9 protein-coding genes are annotated in these 12196 nt (G+C 70.2%); 4 read left to right on the forward strand and 5 right to left on the reverse strand.

The features are described 5' to 3' along the window. Positions 1-67: 67 nt before the first annotated feature. Entirely contained in the window at positions 68-1684 is a 1617-nt protein-coding gene (locus OHA58_RS20985) for an MDR family MFS transporter (protein WP_405480585.1), read from the reverse strand. A 396-nt stretch (positions 1685-2080) separates the two neighbouring features. On the opposite strand from OHA58_RS20985, the gene OHA58_RS20990 reads away from it, so the two are divergent. Both OHA58_RS20990 and OHA58_RS20995 read left to right on the forward strand, forming a co-directional pair. Continuing rightward, on the forward strand, positions 2081-2869 hold the full coding sequence (locus OHA58_RS20990; RefSeq protein ID WP_405480587.1) for an ABC transporter ATP-binding protein: 789 nt from the start codon (positions 2081-2083) through the stop codon (positions 2867-2869). After that, positions 2866-5445, forward strand: a complete 2580-nt coding sequence (locus tag OHA58_RS20995; RefSeq protein ID WP_405480588.1) for an ABC transporter permease — start codon at positions 2866-2868, stop codon at positions 5443-5445. Before OHA58_RS20990 ends, OHA58_RS20995 begins: the two co-directional genes overlap by 4 nt. A 60-nt stretch (positions 5446-5505) precedes the next feature. Here the strand turns inward: OHA58_RS20995 and OHA58_RS21000 are convergent, their stop codons facing one another. Both OHA58_RS21000 and OHA58_RS21005 read right to left on the reverse strand, forming a co-directional pair. Continuing rightward, entirely contained in the window at positions 5506-5757 is a 252-nt protein-coding gene (locus tag OHA58_RS21000; protein ID WP_405480589.1) for a type II toxin-antitoxin system RelE/ParE family toxin, read from the reverse strand. Further along, positions 5754-6029, reverse strand: a complete 276-nt coding sequence (locus OHA58_RS21005; protein WP_405480590.1) for a type II toxin-antitoxin system Phd/YefM family antitoxin — start codon at positions 6027-6029, stop codon at positions 5754-5756. The genes OHA58_RS21000 and OHA58_RS21005 overlap by 4 nt, the downstream gene beginning before the upstream one ends. A gap of 142 nt (positions 6030-6171) precedes the next feature. On the opposite strand from OHA58_RS21005, the gene mfd reads away from it, so the two are divergent. Together mfd and OHA58_RS21015 are read left to right on the forward strand one after the other, a co-directional pair. Then, positions 6172-9726, forward strand: a complete 3555-nt coding sequence (gene mfd / locus OHA58_RS21010) for a transcription-repair coupling factor (RefSeq protein ID WP_405480591.1) — start codon at positions 6172-6174, stop codon at positions 9724-9726. 230 nt (positions 9727-9956) lie between these two features. Further along, complete coding sequence (locus OHA58_RS21015) at positions 9957-10670, forward strand: HNH endonuclease family protein (protein ID WP_405480592.1); 714 nt, start codon at positions 9957-9959, stop codon at positions 10668-10670. Positions 10671-10688: 18 nt separating this feature from the next. Here OHA58_RS21015 and OHA58_RS21020 read toward each other — a convergent pair whose 3' ends face one another. Together OHA58_RS21020 and OHA58_RS21025 are read right to left on the reverse strand one after the other, a co-directional pair. Continuing rightward, complete coding sequence (locus OHA58_RS21020) at positions 10689-11453, reverse strand: hypothetical protein (RefSeq protein WP_405480593.1); 765 nt, start codon at positions 11451-11453, stop codon at positions 10689-10691. Positions 11454-11510: 57 nt separating this feature from the next. Next, positions 11511-12008: a hypothetical protein gene (locus tag OHA58_RS21025; RefSeq protein WP_405480594.1), complete on the reverse strand. Its 498-nt coding sequence runs from the start codon at positions 12006-12008 to the stop codon at positions 11511-11513. Positions 12009-12196 lie beyond the last annotated feature (188 nt).

The raw sequence follows: 12196 nt of genomic DNA on the forward strand, positions 1-12196 counted from the left end.
GGAGCGAGGGGGGAGCCGGAACGTTACTCGTAGGTAGGGGGTTTGCGCGACGGTTCTCGCGAACTGTTCAGTCGGTTCGTTGTGAGGGGGGTGAGTGATGCTGATGCGCATCTTGTGAGCCAACTGAGTTGCCATCGGCCCCTGATGTCACCTCATCCGACCGCTCGCCGCCCCGCTCGGCGCCCCGCTCACCGTCCTGGTCGAGCACCGGGAAACGCCGCGGGGCGAGGCACAGCAGGGCGATCAGCGCGAGCGCGGCCGCGCACGCGGCACCCACGTAGACCGAGTCGACGGCCGCCGCCACGGCCCGCCGCAACCGGTCCGGGTCGGCCACGGAGGCGGGGTCCTCCAGGGCCTTGGCCACCGAGTCGAGGGACCCCGCGCCGCCCAGGCGCCCGGCGAGCACGGTGTTGGCGACGGCGCCGAACAGCGCGGCGCCGACCGTCTGGCCTATCTGCCGGCAGAACAGGACGGACGCGGTCGTCGTGCCGCGCTCGGCCCACCCGACGGTCGACTGGACCCCGACGATCAGGGGCAGTTGGAAGAGTCCGAGCGCCGCGCCGAGCAGCAGCATGACCAGCGCGGGCTGCCAGGCCGCCCCGGGATAGGGCAGCAGCGGGAACGCGAGCAGGATGAGGAGCGCCGCCGCGATGCCGACGACGGCCGTGTTGCGGAAGCCGATCCTGCGGTACACGTGCTGGCTCAGGGCCGCGGAGACGGGCCAGCTCAGCGTCATCACGGAGAGCACGAACCCGGCGGCCATGGGCGCGAGCCCGAGGACGGCCTGCGCGTACGTGGGCACGAACACGGTCGGCGCGACCATCAGGAGGCCCAGCGCGCCGAGCGCGAGATTGACGGCGGCGATGGTGCGGCGGCGCCAGACCCAGCCGGGGATGATCGGCTCGGCGGCCCGCCGCTCGATGGCGACGACGGCGCCGATCAGCGCGACTCCCGTACCGAACATGGCGATCGACGGAGCCGAGATCCAGTCCCAGGCGACGCCGCCCTGCACGAGCGCGGTCAGGAGCACCCCGCCGCACGCGAACACCGCGAGCGCGCCGGCCCAGTCGATGCGGGCGCGCGGCCCCTTCTCCCGTACGGGTTCGTGGAGATGGCGCACGACGAGCCAGAGGGCGATCGCGCCGACGGGCACGTTGATCAGGAAGATCCAGCGCCAGCCCGCGTACGAGGCGAGCAGTCCGCCGAGCGCCGGGCCCGCGACGGCCGAGGTCGCCCACACCGTCGACAGCCTGGCCTGGATGCGGGGGCGTTCCTTGAGCGGGTAGAGGTCGGCGGCGAGGGTCTGGATGGTGCCCTGGATGGCGCCGCCGCCCAGGCCCTGGACGACGCGGAAGGCGATGAGCGCGCCCATGTTCCAGGAGCCCGCGCACAGGACAGATCCGACGAGGAAGAGGATGCTGCCGCCGATGAGGACGGGCTTGCGGCCGAAGGTGTCGGACAGTTTCCCGTAGACCGGCAGCGTGACGGTGACGGCGAGCAGGTAGCCCGAGAAGAGCCAGGAGAAGACGGAGAAGCCGCCGAGGTCGCCGACGATCTGCGGGACCGCCGTGGAGACGATGGTGGAGTCGAGTGCCGCCAGTGCCATGGAGAGCATCAGCGCGGCGACGACCGCGCCCCGGCGCCGGTCCCTGCCCGTGTCCGTCTGCGTCGTCGCGCCGCCCACCGGATTCCTTCCCCCTGCATCTATCTCGCCCCCGACACCTTCTCACTTGGCCCGCCCGTCGCCCGACCCCCGCCCCTCAACGACGCGCTACGCGCGACCCCTGCCTAATCGCGGCGGGAGGGTGGAGCGTGACTGCGCAGGAAGGTGGAGCGAACCCCTAGAGGAGCTCCACCGTTGGGTGGACTCCCCCTAGGGGGACCTCCGTACTACGGACAGGGGACGGTTCGTACCCCCGGAGGACGAGAGGGGTGGGGGGTTCTTCCTACCTTCAAGGGGTGGGGTTTTCCCCCGGGGAAGACGGTGACCTGCACCAGGGTGCCGGGGCACCCCTCGCCACCAGACTGAAGCGCGTCGCACACACCTGACATTCCGCATGACCGACATAGGAGACTTACCGTGACAACGGCTGTGACCATTCCCAGGACCGGGGGCACTGGAGGGCAGACGGCCGTCGCCGCACGGGCGCGGCAGGTCGTCAAGGCCTACGGCTCGGGCGAGACCCGGGTCGTCGCGCTCGACCACGTCGATGTGGACATCGCCCGCGGCCGGTTCACCGCGATCATGGGCCCCTCGGGGTCCGGCAAGTCCACGCTCATGCACTGCCTCGCCGGGCTCGACAACGTCACGTCCGGGCAGATCTACCTGGACGAGACCGAGATCACCGGTCTCAAGGACAAGAAGCTCACGCAGCTGCGCAGGGACCGGATCGGCTTCATCTTCCAGGCGTTCAACCTGCTGCCGACGCTGAACGCGCTCGAGAACATCACGCTTCCGATGGACATCGCGGGCCGCAAGGCGGACAAGCAATGGCTGGACCGCGTCGTGCAGACCGTGGGCCTGGCCGAGCGCCTGAAGCACCGGCCCACCGAGCTCTCCGGCGGCCAGCAGCAGCGCGTCGCCGTGGCCCGCGCGCTCGCCGCCCGGCCGGAGATCATCTTCGGTGACGAGCCGACCGGAAACCTGGACTCCCGCGCCGGCGCCGAAGTGCTCGGCTTCCTGCGGCAGTCCGTCGACGAGCTCGGCCAGACCATCGTGATGGTCACCCACGACCCGGTCGCCGCCTCGTACGCGGACCGGGTGCTGTACCTCGCGGACGGCCGCATCGTCGACGAGATGCTCCGCCCCACCGCGGACGCCGTCCTCGACCGCATGAAGGACTTCGACGCGCGGGGGCGCACGTCATGAGTGCGAACACCGTGATGAAGACGTCCCTGCGCAACTTCTTCGCGCACAAGGGACGCATGGCGCTCTCGGCAGTGGCGGTCCTGCTGTCGGTGGCGTTCGTGTGCGGCACGCTCGTCTTCACCGACACGATGGACACGACGTTCGACAAGCTGTTCGCGGCGACGTCGTCCGATGTGACCGTCAGCCCGAAGGCCGCCAAGAGCGAGGGCAGCGACACCGGGCGCCCCGAGTCGATGCCGGCCTCCGCCCTCACGCAGGTCGAGCGGGCCGACGGCGTCAAGTCGGCCGAGGGCGCGGTCAGTTCGATGAACGTGACCGTCGTGAACGCGGACAACAAGAACATGGGCTCCGAGAACGGCGCCCCCACGATCGCGGGCAACTGGACGCACAACGACCTGCGTTCCATGGACATCACCTCGGGCCACGCCCCGCGCGGGCCCACCGAGGTCATGGTCGACTCCGACACGGCCGAGAAGCACCACCTGAAGATGGGCGACGAGCTGCGCACCATCGCCGCCACCGGCGACTTCAGGGCGAAGATCGTCGGCATCGCCTCCTTCAAGGTGACCAACCCCGGTGCCGCCGTCGTCTACTTCGACACGGCCACCGCCCAGCGCGAACTCATCGGCCAGAGCGGCCGGTTCACCCAGATCAACGTCGCCGCCGCCACCGGCGTCAGCGACAGCGTCCTCAAGAAGAACGTCGCGGCGTCCCTCGAGGGCCCGTACAAATTCCAGACGCAGAAGGAGGCCGCGGACGCCAACCGCAAGGACGTCGGCGAGTTCATGGACGTCATCAAGTACGCCATGCTCGGCTTCGCCGGGATCGCCTTCCTCGTCGGCATCTTCCTGATCATCAACACGTTCTCCATGCTGGTCGCCCAGCGGACCCGCGAGATCGGCCTGATGCGCGCCATCGGGTCGAGCCGCAAGCAGGTCAACCGCTCGGTCCTCGTGGAGGCGCTGCTGCTCGGCGTCTTCGGATCGGTCATCGGCGTCGGCGCGGGCGTCGGTCTCGCGGTCGGCCTGATGAAGATGATGTCCGCGGCGGGCATGGACCTGTCCACCGACGACCTGACCGTCCAGTGGACGACCCCCGTGGTCGGGCTGCTCCTCGGCATCGTCGTCACCGTCTTCGCCGCCTACGTTCCGGCCCGCCGCGCGGGCAAGGTCTCGCCGATGGCGGCCCTCAGGGACGCCGGCACCCCCGCCGACGTCAAGGCGGGAGTCGTCCGCGCCCTGATCGGTCTCGTCCTCACGGGCGGCGGCGGCTTCGCGCTCTACACGGCCACGCAGGCCGCCAAGGCGAGCGAGGGCTCCCTGTGGCTCGGCGTCGGCATCGTCGCCACGCTCATCGGGTTCGTCGTCATCGGACCGCTGCTCGCGGGCGGTGTGGTGCGCGTCATCAGCGCCGTACTCCTGCGGATGTTCGGCTCCGTCGGCCGCATGGCCGAGCGCAACGCGCTGCGCAACCCGCGCCGCACCGGCGCCACCGGCGCGGCCCTGATGATCGGCCTCGCGCTCGTCGCCTGCCTGTCCGTCGTCGGCTCCTCGATGGTCGCCTCGGCCACCAGCGAGCTCGACAAGTCCGTCGGCGCCGACTTCATCATCGAGGGACAGAACGGGCTGAAGCCGCAGGCCGCCGAGGCCCTGAAGAAGGCGGGTGAGTCGGGGTATGTCTCCCACGTCACGGAGGTCAAGTTCGTCAAGGCGAAGCTGACCACGCCGGGCGGTACGAAGGAGGACGAGTCGCTCGTCGCCGCGACGCCCACGTACGCCCAGGACCTGCGGCGCGAGACGACCGCCGGTGAGCTGTCGGCGGCGTACGGGAAGAACGCGATGTCGGTCGGCTCGGAGTTCGCCGAGAAGAACCACCTCAAGGTCGGCGACACCATGAACGTCGCCTTCGAGCGCGGCCGCAGCGCCGACCTGAAGATCGCGGCGATCACGTCGGACGACACCACGTTCGACAAGGGCGCGATGTACATCAACCTCACGACCGCGAAGCAGTACCTGCCCGCCGACCGGCTGCCGCTCAACGGGATGATGTTCGCCAAGGCGGACGCCGGCAAGGCCGACCAGGCCTACAAGGCGCTGAAGTCGTCGGTCGCGTCCGACCCGACGGTCCACGTCAACGACCAGACCGACTACAAGCAGACCCTGAAGGACCAGATCGGCCAGCTCCTCAACATGATCTACGGCCTCCTGGCCCTCGCGATCATCGTGGCGGTCCTGGGCGTCGTGAACACCCTGGCCCTGTCGGTCGTCGAGCGGACGCGTGAGATCGGCCTGATGCGCGCCATCGGCCTCTCCCGCCGGCAGCTGCGCCGCATGATCCGCCTGGAGTCGGTGGTCATCGCCCTCTTCGGCGCCCTCCTCGGCCTCGGCCTGGGCATGGGCTGGGGCGCGACCGCCCAGAAGCTCCTCGCCCTGGAGGGCCTGAACGTCCTGGAGATCCCCTGGCCGACGATCCTCGGCGTCTTCATCGGCTCGGCCTTCGTGGGCCTGTTCGCCGCCCTGATCCCGGCGTTCCGGGCGGGCCGGATGAACGTACTGAACGCGATCGCTACGGAGTAGCTGTCGCGCGGGGGGTGGGAATGGATGCGGGCCCGGGACATCCCGGGCCCGCACTCATGCTTACGGGATGCGTCCGATGTTCAGGACGACGATGGTGACGGTGCCGTCGTCGATCTCGTACAGGAGGCGGTAGCGGCCGATGTGCATACGCCGCAGCTCCGGGGCCCCGTAGGCGGTCGTGCCGATCGGGCGTGGGTCGTCGGCGAGCATGTCGGCGGCCGCGTAGACCTGCCGCAGGCCTTCGGGGTCGTCCTTGAGGAAGCGGACCGCGGTGCTGGTTGCCCGCTCGTGCCAGATGACTTGGTAGCTCACTCACGCTCCAGGCCGAGCAGCTTGCCGACTTCCTCGTGCGGTACGCCGACGAACGTGCCCGCGGCCTTTTCGGCGCGGTACTGGGCCACGGCCAGCTTCTCCTCCAGCTCCAGCACCCGTTCCTCGAGCTCGGCCAGCTCGTTGGGGTTTATGAACACCGTCGCGGGCTGGCCGTGATCCGTGATCGTGATGCGCTCGCGTGCGTGGGCGGTGCGGCGGATCAGCGAGCCGAACCGGGCCCGGGCTTCGGTGATGGGCAGCGTCTCACTCATGTACGAAACTGTACTCTTCCGTCTCCTTGATGACAGTCGCTCGATCGGGTGGCGGCGGACCCGGCGACGTAGTCTGGAGGACCCGGCCCGTTCGACGTGTCGGGCGGTTCGCGTTGCCCACTCCCCGGGATGGAAGCCCTTCATGAGCCTGCACGGTCTGCTGGACGCCGTAAGCCGAGACCCGGCGCTCGCCGAAGCGGTGAAGGCCGCCACCGACGGGCACCGCCCCCACGTCGATCTCGTCGGCCCGCCCGCCGCGCGGCCCTTCGCGGTGGCTGCTCTCGCGCGGCGGACCGGGCGGACCGTGCTCGCCGTGACCGCCACCGGGCGGGAGGCCGAGGATCTGGCCGCGGCGCTGCGCTCGCTGCTGCCGCCGGACGGCATCGCCGAGTACCCCTCGTGGGAGACGCTCCCGCACGAGCGGCTCTCCCCGCGCTCCGACACCGTGGGCCGCCGCCTCGCCGTCCTGCGCCGCCTCGCGCACCCCCGCACCGACGACCCCGAGACCGGCCCGGTCTCCGTCGTCGTCGCCCCCGTCAGGTCCGTGCTCCAGCCGCAGGTCAAGGGGCTCGGCGACCTGGAGCCCGTGGCGCTGAGTACCGGACAGAGCGCCGATCTGAACGAGATCGTCGAGTCGCTGGCCGCGGCCGCCTACTCCCGGGTCGAACTCGTCGAGAAACGCGGCGAGTTCGCCGTGCGCGGCGGCATCCTCGACGTCTTCCCGCCGACCGAGGAACACCCCCTGCGCGTCGAGTTCTGGGGCGACGACGTCGAGGAGATCCGCTACTTCAAGGTCGCCGACCAGCGCTCCCTGGAGGTCGCCGAGCACGGCCTGTGGGCGCCGCCCTGCCGTGAGCTGCTGCTCACCGACCAGGTGCGCGAGCGCGCCGCCGCCCTCGCCGAGGAACACCCCGAGCTGGGCGAACTCCTCGGCAAGATCGCCGAGGGCATCGCCGTCGAGGGCATGGAGTCCCTCGCCCCGGTCCTCGTCGACGACATGGAGCTGCTGCTCGACGTGCTGCCCGAGGGCTCCATGGCCGTGGTGTGCGACCCGGAGCGGGTGCGCACGCGCGCGGCCGACCTGGTGGCCACGTCGCAGGAGTTCCTCCAGGCGTCGTGGGCGGCCACGGCCGGCGGCGGCGAGGCCCCCATCGACGTGGACGCGGCGTCCCTGCGGTCCATCGCCGACGTCCGCGACCGGGCCCGCGAGCTGGACATGATGTGGTGGTCCGTCTCCCCGTTCGCGGCAGACGAAGAGCTGACAGCGACATTTGCCGCTGACGCGGCGGGGGACACCCTCAAGCTCGGCATGCACGCCCCCGAGTCGTACCGGGGCGACACCGCGCGGGCGCTCGCCGACACCAAGGGCTGGCTGTCCGACGGCTGGCGCACCGTCTACGTCACCGAGGCGCACGGCCCCGCCGCCCGCACCGTCGAGGTGCTCGGCGGCGAAGGAGTCCCGGCCCGCCTCGACCAGGACCTCACCGAGCTCACCCCGGCGGTCGTGCAGGTCTCCTGCGGCTCCATCGACTACGGCTTCGTGGACCCGGCCCTGAAGCTGGCGGTCCTCACCGAGACGGACCTGACCGGCCAGAAGGCGGCCGGCAAGGACGGCCAGCGCATGCCGGCCCGCCGCCGCAAGACGATCGACCCGCTCACCCTCGAGTCCGGCGACTACATCGTCCACGAGCAGCACGGCGTGGGCCGCTACATCGAGATGGTGCAGCGCACGGTCCAGGCCGCGACCCGCGAGTACCTCGTCGTCGAGTACGCGCCCGCCAAGCGCGGCCAGCCCGGCGACCGCCTCTACATCCCCACCGACCAGCTGGAGCAGATCACCAAGTACGTCGGCGGCGAGGCCCCGACGCTGCACCGGCTCGGCGGCGCGGACTGGACGAAGACGAAGGCCCGCGCGAAGAAGGCGGTCAAGGAGATCGCCGCGGACCTGATCAAGCTGTACTCGGCGCGCATGGCGGCGCCCGGCCACTCCTTCGGCCCGGACACGCCCTGGCAGCGCGAGCTGGAGGACGCCTTCCCGTACGTGGAGACGCCCGACCAGCTCACGACCATCGCCGAGGTCAAGGAGGACATGGAGAAGACGGTCCCGATGGACCGCCTGATCTGCGGCGACGTCGGCTACGGCAAAACCGAAATCGCTGTTCGCGCAGCCTTCAAGGCCGTCCAGGACGGCAAGCAGGTCGCGGTCCTCGTGCCCACGACCCTCCTCGTCCAGCAGCACTTCGGCACGTTCTCCGAGCGCTACTCCCAGTTCCCCGTGAACGTACGGGCGCTGTCGCGCTTCCAGACGGAGACCGAGTCGAAGGCCACCCTGGAGGGCCTGCGCGACGGGGCGGTCGACATCGTCATCGGCACGCACCGCCTGTTCTCCTCCGAGACGAAGTTCAAGGACCTCGGACTGGTCATCGTCGACGAGGAGCAGCGCTTCGGCGTCGAGCACAAGGAGCAGCTGAAGAAGCTCCGCGCGAACGTCGACGTCCTGACGATGTCCGCGACCCCCATCCCCCGTACGCTCGAAATGGCCGTCACCGGCATCCGCGAGATGTCGACGATCACCACGCCGCCGGAGGAGCGCCACCCGGTGCTCACCTTCGTGGGCCCGTACGAGGAGAAGCAGATCGGCGCCGCCGTCCGCCGTGAACTGCTGCGCGAGGGCCAGGTCTTCTACATCCACAACCGCGTCGAGTCCATCGACCGCGCGGCGGCCCGCCTGCGCGACATCATCCCCGAGGCGCGCATCGCGACGGCCCACGGCCAGATGTCCGAACAGGCCCTGGAACAGGTGGTCGTGGACTTCTGGGAGAAGAAGTTCGACGTCCTCGTCTCGACGACGATCGTCGAGTCGGGCATCGACATCTCCAATGCGAACACGTTGATCGTCGAGCGCGGTGACAACTTCGGTCTCAGCCAGCTCCACCAGCTGCGCGGCCGCGTCGGCCGAGGCCGCGACCGCGGTTACGCGTACTTCCTGTACCCGCCGGAGAAGCCGCTCACCGAGACCGCGCACGAGCGTCTCGCCACCATCGCCCAGCACACGGAGATGGGCGCCGGTATGTACGTGGCGATGAAGGACCTGGAGATCCGCGGCGCGGGCAACCTGCTCGGCGGTGAGCAGTCGGGCCACATCGCGGGCGTCGGCTTCGACCTCTACATCCGCATGGTCGGCGAGGCGGTGGCCGACTACCGGGCCGCCGTCGAGGGCGGCGTCGAGGAGGAGCCGCCCCTGGACGTCAAGATCGAGCTCCCGGTCGACGCGCACGTCCCGCACGAGTACGCGCCGGGTGAGCGGCTCAGGCTGCAGGCCTACCGCGCCATCGCCTCCGTGAACACGGAAGCGGACGTCAAGGCGGTCCGCGAGGAGCTCACCGACCGCTACGGCAAGCTGCCCGAGCCGGTCGAGAACCTGCTGCTCGTCGCCGGCCTGCGCATGTTCGCACGGGCGTGCGGCGTCGCCGAGATCGTCCTCCAGGGCAACAACATCCGCTTCGCCCCCGTGGAGCTGAGGGAGTCGCAGGAGCTGCGCCTCAAGCGCCTCTACCCGGGCACGGTCATCAAGGCCGCGGCGCACCAGGTCCTCGTCCCGCGCCCGAAGACCGCGAAGGTGGGCGGCAAGCCGCTCGTCGGACGCGAACTCCTGGGCTGGGTCGGCGAGTTCCTGACGTCGATCCTCGGTTCGTAGAGTCTCGTGGGACGGGCCCGGGGCTCGACCCGGTCGAGGCGCTCGTGTCGTTCGCCGGGGTGGGCGCCGCCTCCGCTCAGACGTTCACCAGCCGTGGCTGATCGGGAAGGCGTGACCGGGAGGGGCGACGGGAAGGGGACTGCTTCCGCGCGCCCCGGTGCGCCCGGGTGACGAGCGCGTTCACCCGATACGGTGACACCGAAATCGGACTAGCAGGGGGGAGCGTCGTGATGCGAGGCGCTGGGCGGGCCGTCGCCGCCGTACTGGTGACCGTGGCCGCCGCCACCGGCTGCACCGTGGAGGAGCAGGGTGGGTCGGGGTCGGGGCCCGAGTACAAGGCGGGCAGTGCCCTCGACGCCGTGAACTCGCTGGCCGTCAAGGGGCGGGCGCCCAAGACCGGTTACGACCGGGGCCGCTTCGGCAGTGCCTGGGCCGACACCGATTCGAACGGCTGCGACACCCGGGACGACATACTCAAGCGGGACCTGACGGGGGTGAAGTTCCGCGACGGGCGCTGCACGGTCGTGTCGGGGACGCTCGCGTCCGACCCGTACACCGGCAAGGAGATCGCGTTCGCGCGCGGCCGCAGCCAGGTCGACATCGACCATCTGGTGGCCCTCTCCGACGCCTGGCAGAAGGGCGCCCAGAGGTGGGACCCGAGCAAGCGCATCGCCCTGGCCAACGACCCGCTCAACCTCCTCGCGGTCGACGCGGGCCCCAACCGCAGCAAGGGCGAGGGCGATACGGCGACCTGGCTGCCGCCCCGCAAAGGCTACCGGTGCACGTACGTCGCCGGGCAGGTCGCCGTGAAGAAGAAGTACGGGCTGTGGGTGACGGCCGGTGAGCGGGACGCCATGAAGCGGGTGCTGTCGACCTGCCCGGACCAGGCGCTGCCCACGGGCGGCAACCCGACGTCGGCGCCGGAGCGCTTCCACGCCAAGTGACCGCGTGCGCAGGCCGGTTCAGTCGTCCAGCTTGTCGAGGTCGACGATGTCCTTGTCGGCCGGCGGCGCTGCCTTGACCGGCTTGTCGTAGTCCGAGAACGTGAGCGAGCCCGGCTCCTTGGCGGACTTGGTGACGAGCTTGAGCACGTACGGCTTGCCCTCGGTCGCGACGTAGAGCGTGTACTCGTCCTTGCCGTCGGTCTCGGTGACCGTGAACGCGGGCGTGCCGTCGACCGTCGTCGCCCTGCCCTTGCGGGCGAGGGTGTCGTTGCTCTTGAACTCGGCGAGCATCGAGTCGAGGTCGCAGAACTCCGCCATGTCCTTGGCGTCGGGGCTGTCCGCCTTCGACTTCATCCAGCGGCCCGCGAGCATCTTCACGACGGCGTCGGTGTCTGCCTTGGACTCGCCCTCGCTCTGGGCGCGCAGGAACGCCTCGTCGGACTTGAGGTAGATGGTCGGGCCCGTCTTGATCAGGTCGACCTTGCCCTGCCCCTGCATGCCCATCGAGCCGGTGCACTCGCCCTTCTTGTCGAGGGCGACGTCGAGGGCGATCTGCCCGCCGTCCCCGTCGGCCGCGTCGCCCTTGATGGTGAGGGACGAGGCGCCGCGGGTGGCCTTCATCGCCTTGTTGGCGATCTGCGGTCCCGACAGGTCGGCGAAGGGGGCCTTGGGCTTGTCGCCCGGGCCCGCGGCGTCACCGGGGCCGCCGGGCCCGCAGGCGGTGAGCGAGAGGGTGGCCGTGACGGCGGCGAGGCAGAGGGCGGCAAGTGTGCTGCGGCGCATGGGAGTTCCCCGGGTGAGTGGTTGAGGTGGTGGAGGCGGAGCGGTGGTGTACGGCCGTCAGAAGTTGCCGTTGGTGATGATCTCGCCGTCGGCGTCGTACACCGTGACGAGGCCGTTCTTGCTGTCCTTCCAGTCCGCGAACGCGGAGGCGATCAGCTTGGAGGGGCCGGAGCCCTCGCCCGTCAGGCCGCCGGTGAAGTCGGTGTAGACGTCGGCGCTGTCGAGGATGTCGTTCTGCCGGTCGGCGCCCTGGACCTTGAGGACGTGGGCGACGGCTGCCTTCTCCTTGGGCGTGCCGTTCTTCGCCACGAAGGCCTTGAACTGCTCGGCCTGCGAGGCCTTCGACGCGCCCTTGTCGCCGGAGTCGGACTTGGCGGCGTCGTCGGCCTTGCCGGCCTTGTCGCCGGAGCCGCCCGCGTTCTTGTCTGCGGCGGCCGAAGTGCCGCCGCCGTTCCCCCCGTTGCCGCTGCCGTCGTCACCCGAGTTCGCCGATACGACACCGATCACGACGATCCCGACGACCGCACCCAGCGCGACCTTGGTCTTCATGCCCATGGCTGATCCCCCCACAGAAGGCGGCCCTCCGATTCCGGCGACCGCTCGTTTCGATGGGTCAATAAGAGCAGAGCTTGTGAACCGAGTCAACACGGTTCACGAAGTCGGGTGTGTACACGCTCGTGAATGGGGCGCTTACGTGTTCGCGGGTATGCTCGGCGCCACAGTCATGTGGGGGAGCCGAGGGG

Origin of the sequence: Streptomyces sp. NBC_00009, from assembly GCF_045040855.1 — a bacterium.
GTDB classification, from domain to species: Bacteria; Actinomycetota; Actinomycetes; order Streptomycetales; family Streptomycetaceae; genus Streptomyces; species Streptomyces aureus.